The sequence below is a fragment of the Fictibacillus phosphorivorans genome, from assembly GCF_001629705.1.
Taxonomy (GTDB): Bacteria; Bacillota; Bacilli; order Bacillales; family Fictibacillaceae; genus Fictibacillus; species Fictibacillus phosphorivorans_A.
In genome coordinates this window covers 2,235,006-2,260,109 of record NZ_CP015378.1, presented here as the reverse complement: position 1 = coordinate 2,260,109, position 25,104 = coordinate 2,235,006, and the positions used below count along the sequence as shown (strand labels likewise).

At 37.9% G+C, this 25,104-nt stretch carries 27 protein-coding genes; 20 read left to right on the top strand and 7 right to left on the bottom strand.

What is annotated here, in order from left to right:
* The first annotated feature begins 42 nt into the window (after nucleotides 1-42).
* The 12 genes from ABE65_RS11565 (at nucleotide 43) to ABE65_RS11515 (ending at nucleotide 12,775) form a co-directional block, all read left to right on the top strand.
* Complete coding sequence (locus ABE65_RS11565; protein WP_066394974.1) at nucleotides 43-813, top strand: hypothetical protein; 771 nt, start codon at nucleotides 43-45, stop codon at nucleotides 811-813.
* The gene (locus ABE65_RS11560; RefSeq protein ID WP_066394972.1) at nucleotides 773-2,740 is read left to right on the top strand and encodes a type IV secretion system DNA-binding domain-containing protein; all 1,968 of its coding nucleotides are present in this window, start codon (nucleotides 773-775) and stop codon (nucleotides 2,738-2,740) included. Before ABE65_RS11565 ends, ABE65_RS11560 begins: the two co-directional genes overlap by 41 nt.
* Nucleotides 2,715-3,695: a conjugal transfer protein gene (locus ABE65_RS11555; RefSeq protein ID WP_066394969.1), complete on the top strand. Its 981-nt coding sequence runs from the start codon at nucleotides 2,715-2,717 to the stop codon at nucleotides 3,693-3,695. Before ABE65_RS11560 ends, ABE65_RS11555 begins: the two co-directional genes overlap by 26 nt.
* A gap of 4 nt (nucleotides 3,696-3,699) precedes the next feature.
* Entirely contained in the window at nucleotides 3,700-3,933 is a 234-nt protein-coding gene (locus tag ABE65_RS22060) for a TcpD family membrane protein (protein WP_066394966.1), read from the top strand.
* Nucleotides 3,930-4,316 (top strand): TcpE family conjugal transfer membrane protein, encoded by a 387-nt coding sequence (locus ABE65_RS21535; RefSeq protein ID WP_197480296.1) that lies wholly within the window; start codon nucleotides 3,930-3,932, stop codon nucleotides 4,314-4,316. Before ABE65_RS22060 ends, ABE65_RS21535 begins: the two co-directional genes overlap by 4 nt.
* Nucleotides 4,255-6,765: an ATP-binding protein gene (locus tag ABE65_RS11545; protein ID WP_066394964.1), complete on the top strand. Its 2,511-nt coding sequence runs from the start codon at nucleotides 4,255-4,257 to the stop codon at nucleotides 6,763-6,765. The genes ABE65_RS21535 and ABE65_RS11545 overlap by 62 nt, the downstream gene beginning before the upstream one ends.
* The gene (locus ABE65_RS11540) at nucleotides 6,765-7,196 is read left to right on the top strand and encodes a hypothetical protein (RefSeq protein WP_066394962.1); all 432 of its coding nucleotides are present in this window, start codon (nucleotides 6,765-6,767) and stop codon (nucleotides 7,194-7,196) included. Before ABE65_RS11545 ends, ABE65_RS11540 begins: the two co-directional genes overlap by 1 nt.
* A gap of 13 nt (nucleotides 7,197-7,209) precedes the next feature.
* Nucleotides 7,210-9,081 carry a CD3337/EF1877 family mobilome membrane protein gene (locus ABE65_RS11535; RefSeq protein ID WP_066394960.1) on the top strand — a complete coding sequence of 624 codons (1,872 nt, stop codon included), beginning with the start codon at nucleotides 7,210-7,212 and terminating at the stop codon, nucleotides 9,079-9,081.
* 18 nt (nucleotides 9,082-9,099) lie between these two features.
* Nucleotides 9,100-10,125, top strand: coding sequence for a bifunctional lytic transglycosylase/C40 family peptidase (locus ABE65_RS11530; protein ID WP_082861395.1), 1,026 nt, complete (start codon nucleotides 9,100-9,102; stop codon nucleotides 10,123-10,125).
* A 13-nt stretch (nucleotides 10,126-10,138) separates the two neighbouring features.
* Entirely contained in the window at nucleotides 10,139-10,648 is a 510-nt protein-coding gene (locus ABE65_RS11525; protein ID WP_066394958.1) for a hypothetical protein, read from the top strand.
* A 228-nt stretch (nucleotides 10,649-10,876) separates the two neighbouring features.
* Nucleotides 10,877-11,728: an ABC transporter permease family protein gene (locus tag ABE65_RS11520; protein WP_082861394.1), complete on the top strand. Its 852-nt coding sequence runs from the start codon at nucleotides 10,877-10,879 to the stop codon at nucleotides 11,726-11,728.
* Complete coding sequence (locus ABE65_RS11515) at nucleotides 11,729-12,775, top strand: ABC transporter permease subunit (RefSeq protein ID WP_066394956.1); 1,047 nt, start codon at nucleotides 11,729-11,731, stop codon at nucleotides 12,773-12,775.
* Nucleotides 12,776-12,904: 129 nt separating this feature from the next.
* On the opposite strand, the gene ABE65_RS11510 is transcribed toward ABE65_RS11515, so the two are convergent.
* Entirely contained in the window at nucleotides 12,905-14,191 is a 1,287-nt protein-coding gene (locus tag ABE65_RS11510; RefSeq protein ID WP_066394955.1) for a helix-turn-helix domain-containing protein, read from the bottom strand.
* Between the two features lie 327 nt (nucleotides 14,192-14,518).
* Between ABE65_RS11510 and ABE65_RS11505 the strand changes: the two genes are divergently transcribed.
* The gene (locus ABE65_RS11505; RefSeq protein WP_066394952.1) at nucleotides 14,519-14,851 is read left to right on the top strand and encodes a hypothetical protein; all 333 of its coding nucleotides are present in this window, start codon (nucleotides 14,519-14,521) and stop codon (nucleotides 14,849-14,851) included.
* 201 nt (nucleotides 14,852-15,052) lie between these two features.
* On the opposite strand, the gene ABE65_RS11500 is transcribed toward ABE65_RS11505, so the two are convergent.
* From ABE65_RS11500 to ABE65_RS11490, 3 genes are all read right to left on the bottom strand, one after another.
* On the bottom strand, nucleotides 15,053-15,676 hold the full coding sequence (locus ABE65_RS11500) for a BA5345 family protein (protein WP_066394951.1): 624 nt from the start codon (nucleotides 15,674-15,676) through the stop codon (nucleotides 15,053-15,055).
* 151 nt (nucleotides 15,677-15,827) lie between these two features.
* On the bottom strand, nucleotides 15,828-16,445 hold the full coding sequence (locus ABE65_RS11495; RefSeq protein WP_066394949.1) for a hypothetical protein: 618 nt from the start codon (nucleotides 16,443-16,445) through the stop codon (nucleotides 15,828-15,830).
* A 108-nt stretch (nucleotides 16,446-16,553) separates the two neighbouring features.
* Complete coding sequence (locus ABE65_RS11490) at nucleotides 16,554-17,081, bottom strand: hypothetical protein (protein ID WP_066394947.1); 528 nt, start codon at nucleotides 17,079-17,081, stop codon at nucleotides 16,554-16,556.
* Nucleotides 17,082-17,420: 339 nt separating this feature from the next.
* Between ABE65_RS11490 and ABE65_RS11485 the strand changes: the two genes are divergently transcribed.
* The 5 genes from ABE65_RS11485 to ABE65_RS11470 all read left to right on the top strand — a co-directional run bounded on the left by ABE65_RS11485 (nucleotide 17,421) and on the right by ABE65_RS11470 (nucleotide 20,521).
* A complete protein-coding gene (locus ABE65_RS11485) occupies nucleotides 17,421-17,603 on the top strand; it encodes a hypothetical protein (protein ID WP_066394945.1) in 183 nt (60 codons plus the stop codon).
* 193 nt (nucleotides 17,604-17,796) lie between these two features.
* Nucleotides 17,797-18,159 (top strand): hypothetical protein, encoded by a 363-nt coding sequence (locus ABE65_RS11480; protein WP_066394939.1) that lies wholly within the window; start codon nucleotides 17,797-17,799, stop codon nucleotides 18,157-18,159.
* Between the two features lie 271 nt (nucleotides 18,160-18,430).
* Nucleotides 18,431-18,604, top strand: a complete 174-nt coding sequence (locus tag ABE65_RS21890; RefSeq protein WP_156499165.1) for a restriction endonuclease — start codon at nucleotides 18,431-18,433, stop codon at nucleotides 18,602-18,604.
* 56 nt (nucleotides 18,605-18,660) lie between these two features.
* Entirely contained in the window at nucleotides 18,661-19,467 is an 807-nt protein-coding gene (locus tag ABE65_RS11475) for a sporulation protein (RefSeq protein WP_066394936.1), read from the top strand.
* Between the two features lie 589 nt (nucleotides 19,468-20,056).
* Complete coding sequence (locus ABE65_RS11470; RefSeq protein WP_066400079.1) at nucleotides 20,057-20,521, top strand: NUDIX hydrolase; 465 nt, start codon at nucleotides 20,057-20,059, stop codon at nucleotides 20,519-20,521.
* Nucleotides 20,522-20,718: 197 nt separating this feature from the next.
* Here ABE65_RS11470 and ABE65_RS11465 read toward each other — a convergent pair whose 3' ends face one another.
* From ABE65_RS11465 to ABE65_RS11460, 3 genes are read right to left on the bottom strand one after another with little or no spacing between them, the layout of a single operon-like run.
* Complete coding sequence (locus ABE65_RS11465) at nucleotides 20,719-21,684, bottom strand: hypothetical protein (RefSeq protein ID WP_066394933.1); 966 nt, start codon at nucleotides 21,682-21,684, stop codon at nucleotides 20,719-20,721.
* Between the two features lies 1 nt (nucleotide 21,685).
* Complete coding sequence (locus tag ABE65_RS22430) at nucleotides 21,686-21,772, bottom strand: hypothetical protein (protein WP_419471050.1); 87 nt, start codon at nucleotides 21,770-21,772, stop codon at nucleotides 21,686-21,688.
* Nucleotides 21,773-21,797: 25 nt separating this feature from the next.
* On the bottom strand, nucleotides 21,798-22,214 hold the full coding sequence (locus ABE65_RS11460; RefSeq protein ID WP_082861393.1) for a sigma-70 family RNA polymerase sigma factor: 417 nt from the start codon (nucleotides 22,212-22,214) through the stop codon (nucleotides 21,798-21,800).
* Nucleotides 22,215-22,934: 720 nt separating this feature from the next.
* On the opposite strand from ABE65_RS11460, the gene ABE65_RS11450 reads away from it, so the two are divergent.
* Both ABE65_RS11450 and ABE65_RS11445 read left to right on the top strand, forming a co-directional pair.
* The gene (locus tag ABE65_RS11450) at nucleotides 22,935-23,495 is read left to right on the top strand and encodes a TetR/AcrR family transcriptional regulator (RefSeq protein ID WP_066394930.1); all 561 of its coding nucleotides are present in this window, start codon (nucleotides 22,935-22,937) and stop codon (nucleotides 23,493-23,495) included.
* Nucleotides 23,496-23,499: 4 nt separating this feature from the next.
* Nucleotides 23,500-24,954 (top strand): serine hydrolase domain-containing protein, encoded by a 1,455-nt coding sequence (locus ABE65_RS11445; RefSeq protein WP_066394928.1) that lies wholly within the window; start codon nucleotides 23,500-23,502, stop codon nucleotides 24,952-24,954.
* The last annotated feature ends 150 nt before the right edge of the window (nucleotides 24,955-25,104 follow it).

Below are 25,104 nucleotides of genomic sequence, written 5' to 3'. Positions count from 1 at the left end.
CTAGTTGTGCAACCATTTCATCTACAGTAAGGGTGGTGGAACGTGTTATACAAGTACAGTACGTTACAACCAAAAGATGTGGAGTACCTGACGTTTATTTTGAGAAACGGCATCGTAACGCATAAACAAGTGATGTTGAAGTTTCAAGAGAATCATGTGAACCAAGCGTATCGACGACTTCAGAAACTGACGAATCAAGGGTATCTCGTGAACAAACGTATCGCATCAAGACTCGGGGTGTACTACGCCACAACAGAAGCTCGCCAGCAAGTGGAAGCGGAAGTGACGGTACCGAAGTCTGTGAGTCTGAACACCGCGCAGCATACGCTTCTCTTAACAGACCTTCTCTTATTTTATGAGTATCAGTTCAAACAGAAGGGGATCCCGTTCTCGTATCATACGGAGCGGGAACTACGGTACAGGATCGTCGGACAAGGCTCGAACCAAGAGAAGCTTCGGAACTACAACAACCGACGAGACCGGATACCAGACGCCCTCTTTTTTGTGAAACGAAGTGATGATACGGTGAACCGGATCTGGATCGAACTCGAACTCACGAAGAAAGAGAACAAAAGGTATCGAGATAAGTTTAGAATGTTTGAAGAAGTGTTAAGTGAAGGTGAATACGACAACGTGTTCTATTTCACGCATACCGGTCACATCAGAAACACGATTAACCGGATGAGTAGCGATCTTACTAACGGCCATCGAATTCTAGTGAAAGACATCCCAGATGCGATCCTCAACGACAAGTGGGAGGAGGTGACGAACGTTGGAACCTCTGATGGAGAGTCGGGAACAACCGCAAAGTGAAAGTGATCGATTGATCGGAGACCTTGTTCTCTACCTGTGTGTGGGCGTTCTGATCCTATTCTTCATCGTACCTGCTGTAACAGGGTTATTGCCGTTCTTTCTTCTTTACACGATAAAACGAGATCTTTACGCTTACCTTTGTTTGAGCATAGGCTGTAGTATTCTGATGATGCTCTACGCCTCTGGCACGCTTTTCAGTTATCTTGGTGTACTTTCCGGCGTAAATGTACCGTTCGTGACCGATCTCGTTGAACAGTTGTTTAATCAAAACAGAGCGTATCCCGTTTCATCTTCGAGCTATCTGAGTGTGTTCGCTCTTTCACTAATACTTGGTTTTTTGTATTACATCTACGCTACCTACTTCTTTAAAAGACGGATCACGACAAAGTCTGAAGAGGTGAAGCGAAGAAAAGCCGAAGGACGGTATAAACGTTTTCGGGACAAACGAGTGAGTTTTCTTTCTCAGAAGCAACTTCAGTACCGAACGACAGACAAACAGTCCCCGTTCATCGGGTATACCGATACCGGAGAACACTTAGAACTAAAACCTCATGAGATGAACTATCATATGCTCGCGACAGGCGGTACGGGGACGGGTAAGACGACCCTCATCGCTTCGATCATGGAGAGCGCGTTAAAACAGAACAAGCCCGTCATCTTCTTTGACGGTAAGGGCGAACGTAAATCGATGCTCGAGTTCAAAGCATTAGCCGAAGCCTATAGAAAAGAGGTGTATCTCTTTTCTGAATCCGACCACCACACCTACAATCCGATAAAAAATGGCACACCGACAGAAACGAGAGACAAACTCATGTCACTCTTCTCTTTTTCAACAGAAGGAGACGGTGCGTACTATACGGATATCGCCTCACGCTACCTACAGCTCATCATCAAGCTCATCGACGAGTGTAACGAGACTCGCGATCTACACACCATCACGAAACTCACCAACTTGAGTCAAACAAAGAAGTTGTTTCAAGAGAAGACCACTGAACAAGAGATCTCAGAAGAATATGAGACAACGGTCGAAGTTGAACCACCACAGGATGATCTGGACGACTTCACAGGAACTCCTAAGCAAAAAGAGACAAAAGTGATCAAACAAACAAGAAACATAACGGTATCGGTACTCAGTGAGAAGTTACAAAGCATAAAAAATACGCTCGATGACGAATTTCCGAGCGAGATCGTCGAAGGGTGCCTCACACGGCTTCGCATGCAGCTCGGCGAACTAATCGAGAGTGACCTGGGGTCTTTGTTCACCGAGAAGGAGGACGGAATCGATCTTCGACATATCACAGAGAACAATAACGTGGTGATTTTCTCGGTCTCTGGCAGCCGTTATGCCGATTATATCAAGCGGATCGGTAAGCTTGTGATCCTCGATGTGAACTCCCTCGTCGCTCACAGACAAGCGAAGGGCCGACAAGCGATATTCGCGGTATATGACGAGTTCAGTGCGTATGGTGATCGTCGGATGGTCGATATCGTGAACAAGTCACGTTCAGCCGGGTTCGAATGCATCATAAGCACCCAAACGTTATCTGATATCGATAGTGTGGATCCTGTGATGACCGAACAGATCATCTCGAACTGTAACATCATCGCAACCGGTCGCGTGAACTCCGCAAAAGACGCGGAGCGGATCGCCGAAGTGTTCGGCACGTTTCAAGATCAAGAAGTGACGCAACAGGTCGAGCGGAAGAACAACCGACTCCGCCAAGAAGCAGATATGGGGACCGTTCGAGACGTAGAACGGTTCAAAGCGAATCCCCGTGAGATCAAGAACCTACAGATCGGAGAGATCTTCATCAACCGAAAGATGGTCGAAGAAGGTCTCGGTGACACCTATTTTAGGCGTGTGTACGTGAGAAACGCGCTAGATCTAGGAGGACTGACAAATGAAAAACGTATTCTCTTACCTTAAACGTAAAAAAGAAAGACGTGTACCGTCGGCTCGGATGAACTCTAGAAGTGTAGTGAGCTTTCTCTTTTGGATGGGGGTTCTCGCGGTACTCTTCATCACCACACAATCGTATCTTCGTACTGCATTTCTAAACGAAAAAGTGAACGGGTACCAAGACTCAACGGAAGAAGAGCTAGAAAAAATGGTGGATGAAGGTTTCATCACATCACCTGCAGGCGAAGCGTACACGGAAGAGTTTGTAAGAAAGTTCATCCACATTCCTGTCACTGAAGAAGAGCGAAAGAAACGAAGTGAGGATTTGAGTCGTTATCTCGCAGAAGGGCTCACACTACCAGATATGGAGAATAACACTAGCTTCAAAGGAGAAAGAAAACTACAAAGCATTTCTCTTTATAAGAAGAGGAGTAAGGGTGAAAACGCTTACTATACCTACAATGTTTCATATGAAACACTCCCAACACCACCCGTTCCGAAGAAGGGAGAAAAGAAGATTCCTGTCACACCTCTTACGAAGAAAGTGATGATTACGGTCCCGGTTGGAACAGATGGGAAGAACTTCAACGTGATCGAACAACCGTATTTTTCAAACGCTCCGAGTGAAACGAGACTTTCTGCCGTTAAGAACCAGGAAGACGACAGCAAAAAGAACCTAAAAAAAGAAGATGAACTAAAAAGGTTCGCGACCCAGTTCTTCACATCCTACACCGAGAACACGGTGAGTGAGATGAGTTACCTCATGGAAAGACCGGAGTCACTAAAAGATCTGTATCAGTATAGGGGAGTAGAGAATTTTAAGGTATATGACAGGGAAAAAAACACGTACCTCATCAAAACACTCGTCCTTCTAGAAGACGGGGAGACGGGGATCGTGACGAAGCAACCATTCACGATCATTGTGGAAGAAAAACAAGACAAGTTCTATGTGAAAAAACTACTTCATTCGATAGGAGGGTAAAACCATGTTACCAGATCTTACTGGACTAACAGATTATGTGTCGACGCAAGTGGCCGCCGTACTCTTTATCATCATGATCGTGATGATCGTTCGCGCTTTTATCTCGCAACGATGGGGCCAGTTCTTCTCAAGTTTCATCTTCGCGGTCGTCTGTTATGTGATTGTCGCGAACCCAGGAGAATTCGAAGGTATCGCGAAAGCATTATGGGATGGTGTGAAGAACGGAGGACTCTCATGAGGCGGAGTTATAGTTACCGAAAGATGTGGCGGTATCCGATCAAAGTGTACAGTCTGGGAAAAGGAGATCGCGGACTCGTCTTCTCAAAAGGCATCGAGATCCGCCAGATCGTGGTCGCACTACTCATACTCGGCATCCTGTTGTTGTTTCGGAACACGCTCAGTTCATTCCTTCCTTCGTCTCTCACGCTCGCGTTCTATACGGTCGTGCCTTGGATGACGTCAGGACTTCTCTGCCGAGCGAGGATGGACGGTAAACGGTTGGATCGTTTTTTAACAGGACTGTTTCGGTACTCTATCCATAAACGAGAGAGCTATTGTAGTGGGAGAAGAGTGGACTCGAATTACTCCGTTTCCACTCGATACGAACCCTTTAAAAGTTGAGGTGATTGTTGTGCTGCAGTTTCCGATTCACAGAATAGAGAACAACCTAGTCATCACAAAGAGTGAAGACATCTGGAGTTATTATCGCGTGTTTGAGAACACGGTCGGGATCAACGAACAAGAAGCACTAGAGAACTTGGTGTACCGGTTAGAAAAACTCGCGTGGCAGCTGTCAGGATTTCTAGAGATCGATTATAAGATCCTACCGGTACCCGTTGATATTGAGGCCCGGATCTCTAAACTTCAGAATCAATACGAAGGTAAGTATGCGTCTGTTGGCTCTTATTACGCCGAGCGCTTACGAGACATTCTGATCGAAGAAGCAAAAGATACCGTCGAGTACAAGTTCTTCATTGGTATCAAGTTAGAACGTAAAGAGAACGAAGGTGACAATATTCTTGGGACCACCATTCGCTCTCTAAAGGGACTGAACCGGTATGTGCAGCGACTGTCCGGTTATAACGGAATCGATGGTGAATTATTGAATCAGTACCGAGAGAGTGAAGAGAGTGCGTTCGCGACGCTATCGTCCTACTTACCAGCAACAAGAGCGAAAAAAGAAGAACTTCACTACCTTCTTCGTCACTTCTTCACCCGTGGGATGAAGAATGAAAGAGAGAATGACGAATCGATCTCGTCGCTAACCGAAGGAATCCTTCATCAGTCGGACGCGGGGTTCATCCGGATTCAGCAGTTAGAAGATGAGAGTTATTGTGCGTTCCTACCCGTCACCGAGTTTCCGGTCGATATGAACGGACGTGCGTGGTCGTACTTCTTTCAAGAGCTGGGGTTTCCGGTCGAAGTGCATATCCGGACGCACTATAAGGAGAAAAAGGACGACTATAGCGAGACGAACAAGATCAAGAGGCGGTTTCGTGATCAAGACTCTCAACTGTTACAAGCGAACGAAGACGAAGATTCTCTCATCAACGCTGGCCGAACGCTTCTTCATGAGTTAGAGAACGACATCAAGAACCAAGGAAAACCGCTTCTTCGCACGTATACGCACTTCGTCGTATGGGGGATGACGAAGAGTGAATGTCGAAGTCGGGTGACTCGACTTAAACGAGCGTTTAAAGATCGTGGGGTGGAGGTGTTGCAGCCGCTCGCCGATCAACTGCTTCTTTTTCATCAGTCGATACCAGGCGCGGACATAGTCGCACCCGACTGGGAACAGATCTTAACACCCGAGTCGTTCAGTGATTCGCTCTTCTCGCTCACCCGTAAAGTCGGGAACACGGTCGGCTTCTATCTCGGAAAAGACATCACGAGTCCAGGAGAGACGGTCGAGAACTCACCCTTTTTAGTCTTTTATCATCCTTTTCTAGGTCAGCTCGGGTTAAAAGGCTCTAAATACTCGTCACCTCACGTGACGATCTCAGGACCAACCGGGATGGGGAAATCGTTTTTGTTGAAGGATATCTTGTTAAATGCAATCTTCTTTGGCGCAAAGATTCTGATGACGGATCCTAAGAACGAAGTGGAAAAGAAGTTTAAAGCGACGATCGGAGAGGAACAATCGCCGTTCGCTGATCTTATAGAGAGCTTCAACTATATCACGTTCTCGAGTGATAAGAGGGACGCTGGGAAACTCGACCCGCTCACCTTCTTAGAAGGAGAAGAAGCGCATGATACCGCGGTCGCGATTCTTGAATACTTAGCAGAACTTCAGAGTCAGGAGAGAAACATCAAGACGGCCATCTATAAAGGGGTACGTCATGTGTTAACAACAGAACGTAAACCTGGACTGTTAAAAGTCGTCAAGTATCTTCAGTCTTCTGAAGATAAAGAAGTACAGAACGTGGGTGATCTGTTATATGAAGTCGGAACGAACGGTGTCGCGAAACTCATGTTCTCGAACGGAGACGTGTCTGGGATCTCTTTAAAAGAACAAGTGAACATCTTACAGATTCAGAACTTAACGCTTCCAGAAGACGGAGAAAAGCCCGCTACCCGAGATGAACATATCGCAGTCGCACTCATGATTCCGCTCGCGAAGTTCGCAACAAAGTTCGCCCGAGACGATTCACAGACAAAGATCACGATCTTTGAAGAAGCGTGGATGTTAACGAACACCGGTCAGGGTCATAAGCTCATCAAAGAGATGCTTCGAACGGGTCGTTCTCTTCGATCTGCTGTATACATCGTCACACAATCAACGGTTGATTATAACCGTGCAGATGTGAAAGAAGGAATCGGAACCAAGTTTTCGTTCAAAGCGAAAACGATTGAAGAAGCGGGGAACATCATTGAGTTTCTTGGCATCGAAGACAACAAAGAGAACCGAGAGCTGTTAAAGAACTTGAGTGAAGGACAATGTGTGATGGAAGACATCTACGGTCGCACGGCCAAGATACAGATCGATGTACCGTTCAACGAATGGAAAGACGCGTTCAACACGAAAGAAGAAGATAAAGGAAGACGGGAAACAGAGGAGGCTTTCATCTGATGAAACAATCATATCTCGTACTACCACTAACTCTACTCCTATTAGGAGGCTGCAGTGGAACAGAACCCGAAGACATAGCTAAAGTGGCTTATGATTGGGAGAAAGCTTATTTCGATAGTGACTATAAACAACAACAAAAACTGGTTTATGAAAACGGATCTTATGAGGTAGATAAAACAGCAAAACAAAAAGATTCAGGATTAAAATACGAAGACATTCAATATGAAATCTATCCAAGCAATGAATCTGATCAGTATTATGTGATGACGACATTTCGCAACCCTAATGGTGAGAACACAGTAGAAGACCAACTTCTCATTCGTGAAAAAGGAGATGAGTGGAGGATCGATGTGGATCAGAGTATGAAGATCGACCGTGAGGAAATTAGAGATAAGTATGAGTTAGAGAAATGTATTCATTGTAAAGATTAAGGGAGGGGTTTTGATGCACCACCTTAAAAGAATCTTAATTCTCTTTGTCTTTTTGTTTCTTCTTCTGCCAAGTAGTACGAACGCCAACGACCCCTCACCGACGGTAGAGAAAAAGATCGAGAAGATCGGAAGGATCGAACTAGAGCAGAGTCATTACCCGCTAGACCATTATAAGTTAGAAGCGGACATCGACGATGGAATCAAAGCAACAGGAGACCGGGCACTTCACTCTATCAATGCAGGTTTATGGAGTTTTAATAAAGTAATCTCGTCTTTTACGTTATATGCCGTTAATCAACTCATGAGTTTTGACCTCATCTCACTCATGGTAAAGAGTGCGGGTGAGATGAGTGAACGAATCTATACCATCATGGTGAGTACGTTTTTATCGCTTTTCATCATTATCGTGGGTGGAACGGCTGCTTATCGGTATTATGTGAACCAACAGAGCGGACATGCCATCAAAGCTATAATCGGAGCACTCGTCATCATGATTTTCACGTTCTGGTTTTATGAAGATACGACAGGTAACATCCAACAGTTGAACGAATGGGGCTCAGACATCGAAGGAATCGCAAGTTCGGCTAATGTTCTTCTTACGTCGGACACCTTAGACGGTAACGAATCATTCAGTGCACAAGAAGGAACGGCTGTGTTACAAAACCAGCTCTTTAACCTCATGGTGAAGCGTCCGTATACTCTACTAAACTATGGTACAACAAAAGAAAAAGAGGTTAATAAAGAAAACCCGAATCGTTTTGAAAACCTCATTAAGATAAAACCATATACAGATGAGGGTTTAGAACAAAGGTCAGTTATTGTAAAAAAGGAAATCTCAGATTTTGAAAATAAACAAATGTCACCGGAGTATAGCGGAGAGAGATTTGGCTACCTCATCATCACAATCATCTCGACGTTCAGTCTTGCGATACCGGTCATCTTGTTGTCTAGTTTTAAGTTTCTATTGCAGGTGTGGTTTTTAGCACTCGTGATCTTTACCGCCATACCGCTCATCCTATCACTCATCCCGAGTTTCAGTGAGACGGCTCTTAACCACTTTAAAAAGATCATCGGGGTGTTGCTGATGAAAGGCGGACTCGTGTTACTCACAGCTGTTATTACCGGAATGGCCACTTTAGTCTATGAATCTGTAAAGATATCAAACGGCATTGAAGGATATGCGTTCGTCGTGTTTTTGATCGTGCTCATCATCTGGGGACTTATGAAGTATCGTTCTGAGATCTTTGAAGTGGCTTCAAGCGGGATGGTGCAAGGTCAACAGATCGCAGAACGTATGACCTTTCAAGCAGCGGGTGCTGCAAGTGAAGTTGGTGAAAAAGGATATAGTGTGGCTAAACGGATGACGGGGAATAAATCGCACGGTCGTAACCATCAGTCTAAACACAACAGCAGCAAAGAACAACGCATCTCGAACCAGGGCACATTCCGTAAAGATAATTATGGTAATCAGTCAGACAAAAGAGAACCCGGTTTTAGTAAACGGGTGCTCTTCGATCATGCACAAGGAAAAAGAGAAGTGGTCGCAACCAGTCAGGCCAGAAAGAGTCTGTTTGGTGTTGTGAGTTTAAAAGAGTATAAACAAGATAGAAAAAGCGACAAAGAGACTCAACAACGAAAGACGCAGCAACCCCGAACAACAAAGAATAATAATTCGACCGTTTCATCGTATCGTAACCCTGAATCTGATAGTGAAAAGAGATCAGAACCAAAACGAGCGAACTATGTGGTTCGAGAAGAGAGACCACAACAGAGCAGTGCTCGTAGTGTAAAGCATATCACCCGGTATGAGGCACAAAAGCAGATCGATGCGAGGAAGATGCAAGAAAATAATAACCGAAACAAGCGAAGTGAAGGCAGACACTGAGGATAGGAGGAGTTTTACATGCAAAGTGTGTTACGTAAGACCGCCAAACGTTCAATCAAAGCGTATCTTTTAACAAGACCCACCACATGGCTCCTTCTTCTAGGTGTTCTACTTCTCACGAGTCTGATCGGTATCGCGCTCTTTGTCGCGCTATCGCTTGGTGGGGATTCCGAGTTAGATGAAGACTTTTATAGCACTTCAACGGACGGAAACGCACAGATTACAAAAGAAGTGTTACGGTGGGAACCGCTCATACGAAAGTACGCAGAAAAAGAAGGGATCTCTGAACAGGTGGATTTATTACTCGCTCTTGTCCAACAAGAATCAGGTGGTCGTCATCTGGATGTGATGCAGTCGTCCGAATCACTTGGACTTCCACGTGGAGCATTGATCGACCCAGAGTACTCGATACAAGCGGGAGTCAAGTACTTTGCGGATGTGTTAAAGAAATCGGACGGCGATATTAGAATCGCTCTACAGTCGTATAACTTTGGAGCAGGATTCATTCCGTACGCGAAAGAGAACGGTGGGTACTCAAAAGAAGTAGCTGTTGCTTTTAGTGAGATGATGGCAGCTAAACAAGGTTGGGAGAGTTATGGGGATGTTCATTACGTGGATCATGTGCTTCGCTATGTGAATGGCAGTGGTCCGACCGTCTCAAACGGTAATCAAGCGTTCGATGTGGAACGCGTACATAATGTGATGAAAAACTATCTAGGGTTTCCGTATGTGTGGGGAGGAAGAAAACCTGTTGCAGGAGGATTTGATTGTTCAGGACTACTCGAATACGCATTCGGACTGAGCGGAAAACCGTTAAACGGGACAGCACAAATGCAATATGAAGTGACGGTTCCTGTGGCAGAAGAAAAAATCAGACCAGGGGATCTCGTCTTCTTCTCTACCTATAAAGCGGGTGCGAGTCATGTGGGGATGTATGTCGGAAACGATCAGTTCATCAACGCGAACGACAACGGGGTAGAGTATTCATCCGTAACCGAGTGGAAACAGCTGTATCCGTTCTTAGGATATAGACGTGTATTATAAGGAGGGTTGAAACATGGAACGAAGAACGTCATTTTTTCTCATGTTTGCAGGCTTCATCATCATGATGGTGCTTGTCATCCTTTATGTGTTCAGTCTAAGAAGTCAGCTCTCTGAAGTACGGGCCAATCAGGAGAATTATAAACAACAAGCAGAAGCGGTCTCGAATATAGAGCCCTCCCAGGCGGAAGAAGTGAATAAGAAGTTTTTAAAGTCATTCTTTACGTATGACAACCCGAGTGAACGATATCAAAACATCAAACCTCTTATGACAGAAGCAGGTTATAGAGCCACGCATCCTTCAGGTAACGGAATACCCCAATCCAAAGAGGACGTTTCGTCTTCTATCTCGAACATCAAACACTTTAAACATGAAGTCTCTAAAACAGAGATCGAATTTCTAAATGAGTTCAAAGTGACTACAGACTACAACGGTGTAGGATCTACTGAGAAAATGGTGATAAAGACTGAATTAGTATATGTAGAGGGAGTAGGATGGAAAATCGAAGATATTTCTATCGTATAATTCATACACTTTTATATAAATATAAGTCATATTTTGAAAACACTACTTTTTGGCGGGCGTTTTTACCATTCCTCTGTTGTTTATTTATGAAAGTATGAAAAATTCATAAGGGTTTGTATTCATAATTAATAGACATTTTCCCAATACCGCAAACAGTATATTTGAGGTACGATAAAATTACAAAATAATACAAAAGTTAACTCGATCATTAAATAGGAGGGTAACTTATTGAAGGTTATAGCAAATTTTATAATGGTTACTTTCTCTATCATTGGCATTTGCGCATTTCTTGGGTTATTCGTAGGAGAGATTGATTTAAATCTTCATAGTTTTTGGAACAACTGTTTATCAATTTTTGATTTCTTTTTAGATCCTTACCAAGATCTTGTGCATCCCTACACAAAAGAGTCTTTTAACTTGTTTCCTGGATTTTGGTCTTATTATATTTATTCTGTTATTATTTTTTGCAGTTCTCTTCTATTAGCTTTCCTTCTCGGAAACCTTTTAACATTCATCACGATCCTTCTGCCTAAAAAAGTGTCCGAACGAATCGTCTATATTGTAACCATCCTTGAAGCATTGCCTGATATTTTTATCATTATCGTCATTCAATTCTCTGTTGTACAAATCTTTAAAAACACAGGTGTCCTACTATTTCCAGTCGCTGGAGCATTTGAAAAAGCGTATTTTCTACCAATAGTCACGCTAAGTATCTTACCGTTAATTCTTTTCTTTAAGATATCGGTACTTTTAAATCAAGACGAGTACCAGAAGACTTATGTCGAATTTGGATTGAGCAAAGGGCTATCTAATCTTTATTTACTGTTTGTTCATATTTTTAGGAACACACTTGTTAGCTTATACAATCATGCTAAATCAATTAACTGGGTAATGTTGTCCAATCTTGTAATGTTTGAACGTTTGTTTAACATCTATGGAATCACTTACGTAATTCTTATTTATCCGAATATTGAAGTAATCGCTTTCTGTCTCGTTCTCTTCTTTGTACCAATTTATCTCTTGCTTAATCTCTATAGGTTTTTTATTAATCAGCTGACAAATGAAAAGGTGAACTTTTAAATGATTAAGCGATTATTAAAGAATAAGAGCTTTTTTACAGGTGCAGCGGTTCTAATGATTATTTTTTTCGGCAGCATCTTTTATAAAGTAGTATTCGACGATCATATTCCTCAACCTGGCATAAAAATTATTTATGATAACGATGGCAATATCATTAAGACACCTATTTCTCCTAGACTGTTACCTCCTTTGGGTTCAGATAGTTCGGGATACAGCATTTTTCATATCTTACTGGTGGGTGCTAAATATACGATTGGAATTGCGTTAATTGTAACGTTTCTTCGACTCCTTGTTTCGGTATTGGCTGCTATATGTGTAAGCACTTTTATTCCAAACAGGTTAAAGTTTTTGAGAAATGTACTAAATTCATTTAACTTTTTTCCTACAGTTTTTATTGCATTCTTTCTACTTCAATGGGTTTTGTTACATGATTATTTAGAAGATGATCAGTTTACTTTTTCTCTTTCTGAAAGATTGACGATAAACATTGTCGTTTTGGTAATTATCGCAGTTCCATCACTTACAGTTTTGATTTCTTCTGAGATTGAAAAGGTTTTAAAAGAAGACTTCATTGAGAGTGCAAAGATTTTAGGGGCTAGCAAAATTCGTGTACTAACCAAACATGTAAGGCCAATATTGGCACCGCAACTTGCCGTTATATATTTTAGAGAATTTATTGCTGTTATGCTGCTGATCGCACACCTTGGAATTCTAGAGATTTTTGTAGGTGGTGGAACCCCTAAACAAGACCTTTTTATGCAAACTACAATCCGTTCCGTAACAAACGAATGGTCAGGTTTAATAGGAGGGTGGTGGAGATTCATCTGGACATCCTATCCGTGGATTGCTATAGCACCTATTGCCTGTTTTACCATTGTAATTTTAGCCGCAAAACTGATTGTAGAAGGACTTGAAAAGGTTATCTATCTTCCTAGTTCTGTTGGAAAAATAGAAAAAGAAAATAGGAAACGTATCCCTAAATCGGACACGGAAAATGCAGTTAATTTTGTAAAAGTACAGAACAATAAAATTTTTGAAAGGAAGTGAAAAAAATACAAAATTTTATCTAGTTTTCCCGAGTGGTTTTAAACAAAAAGAGGATGCTACCTTAAAAAGAATGATAAAGCGCTAAACATAAATAGGACTGTAAAAAATTAGTGCCGTGCTTCTAATTTTTTAATCAATTAAAAAATAACCCTCCAACTGTGCAATTTTTTTAAAAGCTTTATTTGCTAAATAGTAATAACTAGAAGATTGTTTGTATTTAGATTTTTTATCAAAATACTTTCCTAATATGGGGTAGAATTCTGATAGGTAAACCCATTTGTTGGTCCTTTCAAAAAAAGGTACAACTTGTTTTAATAGATGTTCTGCTGTTATGTCATGGTCGATTCCATATGTATAGACATTCGAATAAAAGGTAAAGAGATAATAGTAGTCTTGTAAGGATTCATTTTTTTTAACAAGCTTTATACCTCGTTCAAGTAGTTTTTTGCCTTCTTCAAAGTTTCCAAATTTATAGTTGAATTCGATTAAGGAATATAAGGTTGTTACTTGAACCGCTGTATCTAGTCCTTCTTTATGTACTAAGCTTTTTCTAAACAAGTCTATTGCAGCTTGTGAGTTTCCTTTTCTTGCTTCAATATAACCCAAGTTATGATAGATTTTTCCTTTGAGTTTATCGTCGGAAAAGGAATCAGCAATTGTCTCTGCTAGTTCAAGTTGTTTAGTAGCTTCTTTCCAATTTTCTATTCGCTGGTTAATGATTCCCGATAGAATACGACAATCTGCACATCTTTTAAATTCGTACAGTTCCTCAAAGATATTTAAAGCCGCCCTGGTATATTCCAGGCAAATCAAATTTTTCCAAAGCTTATTAGCGGCTAAAGCTAACAGGTAGTATAAATATCCTTTTTCCCAGCTTTGAAGTTCTACCTTGGATATATGTTGTTCAGCTTTTTTAAAATAGGTATATGAATCTGAATAATTTTCTTTATAGTAATGATACACCCCCTTGACTAGACTTAGATAAAAAAGGTCTGTCTCTTTTAATATCTCATTACTCAAATTAAGCTCTCTTACATTTTCTTCAACGATTGAATACTGAGATTCTATGATTAAATGATGCAGACTCTGGATGATCTTATAACGTATGGTGGTTTCAATTTTATGGCCATTAAAATCTTTTATCTCTGTATATAATTTATTTGCGTTCAATATGTCTCTTTTGAATATATACTTAAACCATAATCGTATTTTTTCTATTGAAGTATCTTCTTGTTCTATCTCACTTAAGTCAATCCCTAAACGGTTACCTAACAATAGAAGAATCTCTTCAGAAGGTTCGTTTTGACCGTTCTCAATTTTACTTAAGTAAGAAACTGAACATATCCCCTCAGAAAGTGAATTTTGCGATATATTCGATTTTTTACGAAAATATCTGATCTTTTCCCATGATTTCATATAACCCACCTGCCAATTATCCAAATTATACCTTATGAGTAATGTTTTAGAAACATTTCCTTAGAAAATGAAACTATGAAAATTTCCAATTGATTATTGGAGTAAAAGTATCCAGTTTTCCTTATTTGGTACAATTTATTCGGTACTTTTGATGCATATATGACAACTAATACTTATGAAAAATTTCATTTTAGGTATATGCTCAGGATTTTGTATTGAATTTTACGAATAGGATTATTGCTAATTGAGTGAAGTACGAGCCAATCAGGAGAACTACAAACAACAAGCAGAAGCGGTCTCTCACATTGAACATCTCAAGCGGAACAAGTGAACAGAAAGTTCTTAAAGTCTTTCTTTACCTATAACAACCCGATTGAGCGGTATCAGAATATCAAACCCCTCATGACCAAAGCAGGCTATAAAGCAACGCATCCTTCAGGTAACGGAATACCCCAGTCAAAAGAAAACGTCTCGTCTTCTATCTCGAACATCAAACTTTTTAAACATCAAGTGTCTAAAAGCGAGATTGAATTTCTAAATGAGTTCAAAATATCAACAAACTACAACAGTGTAGGATCTACTGAAAGAATGGTGGTAAAGACTGAATTAGTCTATGTAGAGGGAGTAGGATGGAGAGTAAATGACATATATGTTGTTTGATACATATATAACAAGATATGGTGGGTGCTTAATTTGACATATACAATATATCAACTCAACTCCTAAACCCCCACGATCCACTCCTTAATCGCTGTGGTCACGATGATAGGAAGGTGCAACATTAGAGTGGAGAATGTTGCATTAACAGGAATGGAGTACAAAATAAAAAGCACCCTATAATAAAGGTGCTGTGAATGTTATTTATTTTTTTAATAAATCCTTTATTAATCTCCCTTGAAAATACATTGTTTTTTTTGAGTAATAATTATAATTTTGACCTATTTTCCAGAACATACCTAGGCAAACAATTGTTATCAGTAATATTTCAAAATGCCATGTGTTAAAGAAAAATACCAATGGAAATATACTAGCCGCAAATAGGCTTTGACGAAGAGCTCCTAGGCTATGAGTTGTTGAAAGTAAGTGCCTATATCTTTCTGAAAGGTAATTTAATCTTGGTTCATCTAACTTTGAAAGTTCATTGTGCATTAAGTATTCGATAAGATAATAATCTTCTACATTTTCCCCTGTTATATCTTTACTTTCATCAACATCAATAAGCAAATTGGATATGTAACCTATATTTTTAGATAAGTTCTGTTTACCAAACCAATGTATTCCGAAATTGACCTGATGAAACATGTAGCCTATTGGTACTCCGATTCCAGCCAATGCGATAACTAATCCAACAGACTTTGTGCCACCGGTTTTTAACATAGTAACGACTGATAAATCTTTCCCTACAACAATAGTAGAAAATAGAAAAAACAAAAAAACCCAACCCGGTATTCCCCATCTTATTAAATATTTTGTTTCGAAATTCATAAGCTTTTATCCCCTTCCACCAGATGAAATTCGGCAAAAGGAAACAATTTCCTTCAAACAAAAAAGACAACCCATTGGCTGTCCGTTCAATTCTTTTGCTTAATATCATATTAACACCTTATAAGCTTAATGCTCTGCCGTTCTTCCGCCATTACTCTTTGTATTTAAAGTACTGGTTAAGCAGCACTTTGCCATGTTCTTCTAAATCATTTGTTATGTTTAATATAATAAGGTCATACTTTTCTTGAATTTTTTTAATTTCGCGTTTTGATTCTTCTGTCAGCATTGGATAGTTATTTGGTCCAGTTAAAAAATAACTTGATACCTCCCTCTTTTCTTTTTTATATGCCTTAAATAGCCCATCTAGCTTATTTACAATAAAATATGATGAACCGTCTAAATCAACTGTAAGCATTCTTAAATCCTCTAGTAATTGATCATACATTTTGTCCAAATTAGCAGAGTGAAGTTCAGACTCTAAGAAAAATGTTTCACTATTAATATTTTTTATTTTTTGTTTTAATTCATCAAAACTTCTAATTTTCTTAGGAAAATCATTTAAAAAATTCGTTTTATATTGCTCCTTTAATGTCCACCAAACACCTATTAATGTTAAAAATCCACCTATAACAGATCCTAATAAGCCAACAATGGCATATTTATAATCCTTTCCTATTGCATTAACAAATCCAATTGTAATAATAAAAATGAATATTACTAATCCTACTATTAATAAGTACTTTATTGTTTTATCTAACCAGTCACTCAAGATTAATTCTCCTTTCTAAAAGAAAAAACACCCGATTCTTATATCGGATGCTCTTCATTCTTATAAACTTCAATCTTCAAAATAAACGCGAGCTTGTAAAATATTAAATCACGGAAATTTAATCATTAGATATTCTTTGTTATCTCCTTGAATACCATAATTCACAAATCCACGCTCTTCATAAAATCTTATTAAATCTTTCTTTTCAGTATATAAAACTAATGGGATCTCTATTTTTATCATAAGATTATCTAGTTCTCTTAAAATGTTGGAGCCTTCACCTTTTTTAAATGAATGCAAATACACAACTTCTACCGCATAGCCATACTTTTTATCAAAGATCTTTTTAGTTATTGGTGTTAAGTCATCACAAAATCTTAATCCTACTAAACTATTAAAGTTATGCTTTACTAGTGTTATAATGCCATTTTTCTCTAAAGGCATTAAAAAAAATTGAAAATGGGTTTTATTGAGTATCCATTTAATATAATTTTCTTGTGATTTATTTTTAAAAGTAAATGGAGTATTTAGCAGTTTGTTTCTAAACAGAGGTGAATTATTCTTTAATTGAGAAATCTCAGCTGAATTTTTAAAAAGCTGTTTAAGTATTTGATGCTGTGTATCAATGTGATTCATATGTATTCTCCTATCTTTTTTTGAATAATTACTAATTTATTCAAAAACGCATATCTATATTATTTATTTAAACATCCAAGTGTTCAAGACAAAATTAGAAAGAAATTCCATGTGCTCTTCCATTTATTTAATTGATTTTATGCCCACCTTCAAACCATAAAAACACAGCCATTACTGTTAGCATGATTGTAATCCTAAAAGGTATCCTAAGTTACATCCACACTGTTATTGACCTTATACTCAAGACCTATCAAAGCTAATCTATAAAAAATTTTTAAATCAAATAAGGAGATAAGGGGTAGTAATTGAAAGTAATTAGCTCAGAATGGAGGGGTCAATATGTTTAATGAATGGTTAGGACATTCTGATATTGATGAAAATAAAATGAAGATCAACCGAGAAGCGGTTATTATAGGAGACAATCAAATTCTTATGGTGCATTCAAACCTTGGAGACTTTAAATTTCCTGGTAGTGAAGTCGAACATCATGAAAGTCATGCAGAGGTTTATTCCGCGAGGTAGCAGAAGAGACAGGCTATTTTAGTAGAATTGGAGACAAAATGGGATTTGTATATTATTTATAACGTAAAAAAATTAGAAAAACTTTAATTTATCGTGCAAATACCGTATATATGATAGAGGAGTTAAAGAATTTACAAATTGATAGGAAAATATCCCCTTTTGTCGAACTTAGTAGATAAAAGGAGGGTTACTTATGAAAAAAGAAACTAGAGCAAGTGTTGCTTACATTGCACTGAGATTAGCAACAGGTTTAAAGAAAAGTTCAGTTTATGATTATAGTGAAGGGGAGTATATCACTATAGACGGAAAAGTTTCAGTGGATAATGTTGATGTTTACGATTATGAAATTGGTTGTCATGTAAGTGGTAGAAGTAGGAACGGGCAATTTGATTTATATCATTACGGCAATGGAAATTCTATAGAGTTAAAAATGAAAGATAATAAATTTGAAGGATATGACTACGATGTAAGTAATCATTTTAGTGGTACTGTTAGTGGTAAGTCTTTATCATTATATGACTACGAACACAGTAAATATTATGACTATAGCTTTTAACCCTAAGACTACTCATCTAAGAGTGGTCTTTTTTATTACTATAAAACAAACAATCACTCGGGGGTGGGTGAGATGTAGTGTCCAATCGAAATAATTATCAAGAGTAAGGTGCGTGAGGGACATGATTGAAATAGAAGTTAACCCTCACTTTGAAGACTTCCTTTTTGACTCGAGCACTAAATTTCAGTTTTTAGTTAGCGGTTATCGATCTTATGGTGCGATTTGATTTCAAGGAAGAGATGAAAAAGAACAGCAGTTCAAGGGAAATGCTTTGGAGTATATTCAGCGTATCAGTTCAGGCAGCATTTATTGGCGAACGACAAATGCCATGGTTATCACGAACCGTTACTTTACACCAAACGCTAAGAAGTTAGCCAAATCAGGGATGGTTGAACTAATAGATCTGACGGGTATGAACCAGTGTGAAGACGTGATAATCATTTAGAGAAACTATTCGCATTTATAACCGTAATTAAGTTTTAAGAGATTAGGAGGGTTTCTATGTTCAAACAAATACTCTCAAGTGTTATGGTGGGATTGGTTAAAGTGGATACCGTCATTCATACTCCAATCTTCATACCTGGGGAATACGTACAGGGGGAGGTAATTCTTTATGGTGGCAATAAATCGAGAAGAATAGAAACCATCACTCATTCACTTGTAAAGACTTATAATTTTGGAAATGAAAACATTCATTATCCGTTCTTTAGTCATGAGATTGTTGTTGGTAAAGAAATCGGAAAGAACGAAGAAGAACGTATTGCATTCAATTTTCTGTTACCCGAAAACCTTCCTGTGCCTCTCTATGAAAACGAACTATGGGTAAAAACCAATGTAGAGATACCCAGAACACTAGATCCTGAAGATAAAGATTTTGTAGAAGTAAAGATGCATCCATTTATGGAACTCTGTATGAAGACATTTCAGGATGAGTTAGGATTCACCGTGAACGTTCGAGAAGCTTTGATGGATAAACAAATCATAAAAGCAGTGAAGAGAGATTTTGCATCTATGTTGGACGCAAGACAACACGTCTTTTTACAATCCGTAAGATTTAAACCGACAGAACGTTATAAAGAGAAGTATGAAAGAATAGAGATATTCTTTGATGTTACAGCTGATTCCATCGATCTTTATATGTATGTGATTTTTAAATCGACCTTTAGTAAGCTCAACAGCAACCCTCTCAACTATGTTCTTTTGCAGCTGCCTAAAGAGATCAGTCACGACCAGAGAGAGATATCGGAAAGAATTAAAACATTCTTAGATGACTTAAAGAAGACCGATTTAGCGGATTATGTTTATTAATGGTTTCATAGTGTTTTCTATTTTGTGACTAACATACATAAAAGGATAATGTCATCAACACATATGTCATTGTATATGTCGATTTTAATAATGATGCTGATATATATAAAGTTATAATACTTTGAAAGCCATTTTGTTTCAACAGAATTTGTTTTTTAATAGTTCAAAGCAATTTCGGGCGGCAGCACGACAGACTGATCAGAAAGGAAAAACGCTTTTCTGTCACTCTGTAACGTGTCGCTTCGGTATTAAATAGACCGATAACCACGGTCTGTACGGTTCATCCTTCACCTACACACCGATAGGTTCCTGTTCTATTTGCGGATACCGCCATACCGAACGAACCGGAAACCCACAATAGAAAAGAAATTTAAAGGTAATAAACAATATAAATGTATAGAAAAGGCTGTTACTCAAGTTTGATAGTGGCATCCTGTATTTAAAGTAACGTGGTGCATTTCTCTAATAAGAATTTTCCTTTTAAAGGGATAACAAGATAAAGGGTAGTGATTGAAGATAATTAGCTTAGAATGGAGGGATTCTTATTTTTAATGAATTGTTTGGACATTCAATTATTGATGAAAACAAAATGAAGATAAACCACAGAGAAGCGGTCAGGGCTATCATTATAGAAGACAATCAAATTCTTATGGTGCATTCAAACCTTGGAGACTTTAAATTTCCTGGTGGTGGAGTCGAACATCATGAAAGTCATGCTGAAGGTCTAATCCGCGAGGTAGCAGAAGAGACAGGCTATCTAAGTAGAATTGGAGAAAAAATGGGCGTTGTCATTGAAAGACATGGAGATGATTATGATAAAGAAGCAATCTTTCAAACGACTTCACATTACTATCTCTGTGAATTGACCGGTGAGGTAGTTGCTCAACAATTAGACGATTATGAGTTTGATCAAGAATATACACCTAAATGGGTAGATCTTGATGAGGCCATCCAACAAAACGAGACCATGATAAATCAATGTGAAGAAAACGTATGGATACACCGAGAAAACTTTGTTTTAAAAGAACTTAAGAAGATCATGGTGACGATCTGATTATAAGAAATAGAAGAAAAAACAGCATTTCAAGCGAAATGCTATGGAGTAAATATAAGTGACGAGGTTAGTCAGCATTCATTGCTGAACAACAAAGGCGATGGTTATCAGGAAGCACTCCTTTACTCCAAACGTAAAGGAGCTAAAAAGACAAACCCCTTTCTAAATTGATAGGAGTTTGTCTTCTTTAGATTTTATTAATTTAATTTAAGTATTGAATCATCAAGCTTCTCGTTAATCATTATGTCCTTTGTTTTTAGGAATTCGACCGTATTTCCTTGTGCATCATAAATTTCATAAGTAAGCAAGATACCTGTTTTTTTATCGACCCAAAATTTAAATGTCTTGCTGCTAAATTTAATCGCATTGTCTTCCTCTAAAGAACCGCTGATTATAATACTGTCTCGGCCTAAATAGTCAGTATTCTGATCTTCTATGGTCCAATTATTATAATCTTGAAGAAGATTTGTAGTGATCTCTTGGGGGAAGAGAGATCCCTTAGCAATCCCAACAATAGGATGATCGGTTCTAATATTATAAATTTCTTTTCCATCATTACCTTTTGAGTAACGGTTTTCTACCTTCTTTTCTTCATCCGTTGCTTCAACGTATTTTTCATACCCCGCGTTTCTAATTACATTTTCGGTTTTAGCATTAATGGTTTTGTATTCGCCGTTCTTAGCTATTTTAATTATATCTCCATTTTTCTCATACCCAATAGGATTGGTTTTATTCATATCTACTTGGTACTCAATATTTGTCTCCGTTTGATTTTTGGACTTAAAATCTAAGTTTCCTTTTGCTGTATCAAAATAATCCATGCTGTTGAGTAAGAGGTAATTTACCTCTTCTTTAGAAAGATCTTTATTTTGTTTTTTAACAACCGGTGCATTTGCATTTGTTGAAATTTCACTATTAATCATATTAGGTTCCTTAGCATCTTGAGTGTTCATTTTATCGAAAGTGAACAAGCCTATCCCAATCGTTAAAGCAGAAATCACACCTAAACTTAAAGCCTTTTTTATTATAAAACTTGGTTTTTTATCCAATTCATTATTCTTAATGTTGTTTAGAATAGAGTACTTTTGAGATTCCTTAAATGAACTATTTTTAAAATAGGTTGAATCAAGTGCACGTTTCAAGCGACTTAATTTCTTATCCATTTTAATTACCCCTTTCATAACTTTTTTTCAACTGCTCTTTTGCTCGTTTAAGTCTTGTTTTAATAGTCTGTACGTTAATATTAGTTATTAAGGATATTTCGTTTATAGAAAGATCAAACCATGACCTCTCGATATTTTAGGGGAAGGGACATTACATGCTTAGCCAGGTCATACTCATCATTCTTTTTTAGCATTTCATTTTCTGCACTGTTATCTTTCTTTATAAGATATTCTTTTAATTCTTTGACGGAAAAATAATCTAATAAATTCTTTTTTCGTATGATATCAATACATTTATTAACTGTGATTCGATATAACCATGTTCGATAGGCTGATTCTTCTCTAAAATCATCTAGGTTTTTATAACAACTCATGAATACTTCTTGAACAACATCCTCTGATCTTGCCCAGTCTTTTAAATAAGTAAAAGCTAATTTATTTAAAGAGGCCCCGTATTGTTCCATAAGGCTAATTAATCTTTCTTCATTGCTTAACTGTGTATTAGGCGATTTAAACTTGACAACATTCAACGAAAACAATCCCCTTCTTTTTTGGTATACGTTAGACGTAAATGAACAGATAAAGTTTCACTATGTAGAAAGATAAAGAAAAAAGAAATAATTTGAAACATACGGTAAAAATGTATGTTTTTACAAATTATTACAGAGGAGGAATTCAATTGTTTAATAAAAAAAGTCTAAGTGCTTTAACTTTGGGTATCACTTTGCTTTTAGGTGGTCATAACACCCAAGCAGCAAGTGTAGCATCGACCCAAACACTTGATAATGACCTGTAGCTACCGATAGAGATCTGTCATAACCAGAGTGAGATATCGAGAAGAATTAAAACATTTTTACTCATTTAAAGAAAAACAGATATTGCGGACTATGTTTTTTAATGATTTTATATCCTTTCTATTAGTAGTTCGTAAACAAAAAAGATATTAACATTAACATATATGTTATTGTGTATGTCGATATTGATAATAATGTCGATATATAAAAAGTCATCCATATTGTTTCAGCAAGATTTGTTTCTTTATGGTTCAAAGCAATTTATGGCGGCAGCACGACAGACTGATCAGAAAGAAAAAACGTTTCTCTTTCACTCTGTAAATGATTTTTTTGCAGCTACCTTAAGAGAGCTGTCATGGTCATCATATAAACTGCTAGTGAGTAAAAAAGAATTGACCCTAAATAGGAAATGTATTACAATTTGGTTGGTTGACCAAATAGTTTGGGAGGTCCTTTATGGTAAAGGAAGATAAACGAAAACAAATAATTAAATCTGCTTATAAAGTATTTGCTCAAAAAGGATATGAGAACGCTTCAATTAAAGATATTGCATCGGAGGCAAACATTACTCCAGGGTTGATTCATTATTATTTTAAGAATAAAGAAGAACTTCTTCTTTCGGTACAGCACACTCTACAAGAAAAATATCATAAACAGTATGACGACAGAACAAAACGTAATATTCTCTTTCAAGAGGTACTACAAGAGATTAAAAGTAGATCTGAGAAAGATCCGGATTGGTACCGCTTTCGATATGAGATTTACTCCCTTGGACTTAAGAATAAAGAGATTGAAAGAGAAGTAATCGACATCTTGAATATGGGAAGAAAAAGTTTATCAAATCCTTTGAGGGAGATCGGGATAGAGGAGGCAGATGAAATGGCTAGCCTTCTGATAGCTTGCTTCGACGGATTAGCCCTTCAAAAAATCATAGATAAAGATTTTGATATTGATCGTTCCTATATTCTGTTGGAAAGATTAATAACAAATCATCTCTCTACTTCCGATGAGAGGTGAACCGATGAAAAAGACAATCTCATTACTAGGGGTTTGTATAATGTTGGTACTCTTTTCATCAACAACTATAGCTCAGGAAAGTGAACTTAAAGGGCAAATCGAACAATTTATGAAGGAATCATTAGAAGAATATCAGATTCCCGGTGCTTCCTTGGCGATTGTCCAAGGAGAGAAAGTAATTTTTCAAGAGAACTGGGGAAAACAAAGTAATGGAAAGGAAATTACAAATAACACACTCTTTACCATCGGTTCAATCAGTAAGCCAATCACGAGCTTAGCAATTATGAAACTGGTTGAAGAAGGAAAGATAGATTTAGATACTTCTATCCATTCGTACCTACCCTCGTTTCATTATGATAAGGGGAATGCTAAGAACGAGATAACCATTAGACACTTGTTATCCCATACAAGTGGCATCTCCTCTTATGAGGGCTTAAAAGTCGCAGATCAAAAACTAAGAGGGAAAGATGCGATTAAAAAAGCAACAGAGATGCTGAATGGAGTTAAACTTAATAAAGATCCGGGAAGAATGCATCAATACAGCGCAGCAAACTATCTCTTATTAGGAAGGGTTATCGAAGAGGTTAGTAAAACTTCGTATGCTCAGTACATGGAGAACGAAATTTTTACGGAGTTACGTATGGACCATTCAGTATCTGATTTTAAAAAAGCAATAAAATTAGGTTATGAACCAGGTTATCAAGCATGGTTTGGAAAACCTATAAAAAGTTCTAACCACTTTGATGATAGTGGTTCACCATACGGTTATATTGCTTCAACTTCTTCTGATATGATTCAGTTCATATCATTCATTCTTGGCAAACAAAACTTTCTAGGTCAGAAGTATTTTACCGAATATACTTCCCCTCAAATCCATAGAAAGGAAGTATTTTATTATGGGTTGGGTTGGAGAATATCTACAAAAGAAGATGATTCGTATCTTTTTCATGGCGGGGAAACTCCGGACTCACGAGCTGAGTTGTTCATTCATCCAAGTAAACAGTATGGTTTTATTTTACTGACCAATAAGAATAATGTATCAGATGTGATGCACACAACTTATATCAAAGAAGGCATCAGAAGCATCATTGAAAAAAATAGCGCTCCAAAAATCATCTCAGCTGATCATAAATTACAATGGATCACATTATTCTTCGTTATTATTACTCTCTTTTTTTCTCTCGTTCTGTTGTTCCACTTGATGAAACAAAAGACAATTACATTAAGACATAGACTAATTGGTTGTATCTATTTAGTTGTTGGTTTATCAATAATACCAACACTGGAATCTGTTTTTAACACACCATGGAGAACGATCACCATGTATGGGTCTGACATAGCCATACTGACCCGTTGCTTTATTACTATCTGCATTTTGGTTTCATTGTTTATCTTTTATCAAGAATATAAAATCCGTTCGATAATGAACAAAAATATGAAATCTTTTTTCAAAAAATAGGTATCTGGAAGATTGCTATTACGCCAGCCGTTTACTATTTCATCTTATTGACAAATAACTCTTAAAGGGAGCCAAAGTGGTTAAACGTGAATGTCTAACTAATCTAATCTACTATCAGTGGGTTAATTAGTAAGAATTTTAACGAAGAAC

What these genes read in the sequence shown, in the direction of transcription:
- ABE65_RS11480 (WP_066394939.1), top strand. Translation starts at nt 17,797, where the DNA reads ATGAAAAAAGAAACTAGAGCAAGTGTTGCTTACATTGCACTGAGATTA.
- ABE65_RS11450 (WP_066394930.1), top strand. Translation starts at nt 22,935, where the DNA reads ATGGTAAAGGAAGATAAACGAAAACAAATAATTAAATCTGCTTATAAA.
- ABE65_RS11525 (WP_066394958.1), top strand. Translation starts at nt 10,139, where the DNA reads ATGGAACGAAGAACGTCATTTTTTCTCATGTTTGCAGGCTTCATCATC.
- ABE65_RS11445 (WP_066394928.1), top strand. Translation starts at nt 23,500, where the DNA reads ATGAAAAAGACAATCTCATTACTAGGGGTTTGTATAATGTTGGTACTC.
- ABE65_RS11485 (WP_066394945.1), top strand. Translation starts at nt 17,421, where the DNA reads ATGTTTAATGAATGGTTAGGACATTCTGATATTGATGAAAATAAAATG.
- ABE65_RS11500 (WP_066394951.1), bottom strand. Translation starts at nt 15,676, where the DNA reads ATGAATTTCGAAACAAAATATTTAATAAGATGGGGAATACCGGGTTGG.
- ABE65_RS11515 (WP_066394956.1), top strand. Translation starts at nt 11,729, where the DNA reads ATGATTAAGCGATTATTAAAGAATAAGAGCTTTTTTACAGGTGCAGCG.
- ABE65_RS11510 (WP_066394955.1), bottom strand. Translation starts at nt 14,191, where the DNA reads ATGAAATCATGGGAAAAGATCAGATATTTTCGTAAAAAATCGAATATA.
- ABE65_RS22060 (WP_066394966.1), top strand. Translation starts at nt 3,700, where the DNA reads ATGTTACCAGATCTTACTGGACTAACAGATTATGTGTCGACGCAAGTG.
- ABE65_RS11535 (WP_066394960.1), top strand. Translation starts at nt 7,210, where the DNA reads ATGCACCACCTTAAAAGAATCTTAATTCTCTTTGTCTTTTTGTTTCTT.
- ABE65_RS11475 (WP_066394936.1), top strand. Translation starts at nt 18,661, where the DNA reads ATGTTCAAACAAATACTCTCAAGTGTTATGGTGGGATTGGTTAAAGTG.
- ABE65_RS11470 (WP_066400079.1), top strand. Translation starts at nt 20,057, where the DNA reads ATGAAGATAAACCACAGAGAAGCGGTCAGGGCTATCATTATAGAAGAC.
- ABE65_RS11465 (WP_066394933.1), bottom strand. Translation starts at nt 21,684, where the DNA reads ATGGATAAGAAATTAAGTCGCTTGAAACGTGCACTTGATTCAACCTAT.
- ABE65_RS21535 (WP_197480296.1), top strand. Translation starts at nt 3,930, where the DNA reads ATGAGGCGGAGTTATAGTTACCGAAAGATGTGGCGGTATCCGATCAAA.
- ABE65_RS11530 (WP_082861395.1), top strand. Translation starts at nt 9,100, where the DNA reads ATGCAAAGTGTGTTACGTAAGACCGCCAAACGTTCAATCAAAGCGTAT.
- ABE65_RS11490 (WP_066394947.1), bottom strand. Translation starts at nt 17,081, where the DNA reads ATGAATCACATTGATACACAGCATCAAATACTTAAACAGCTTTTTAAA.
- ABE65_RS11540 (WP_066394962.1), top strand. Translation starts at nt 6,765, where the DNA reads ATGAAACAATCATATCTCGTACTACCACTAACTCTACTCCTATTAGGA.
- ABE65_RS11555 (WP_066394969.1), top strand. Translation starts at nt 2,715, where the DNA reads ATGAAAAACGTATTCTCTTACCTTAAACGTAAAAAAGAAAGACGTGTA.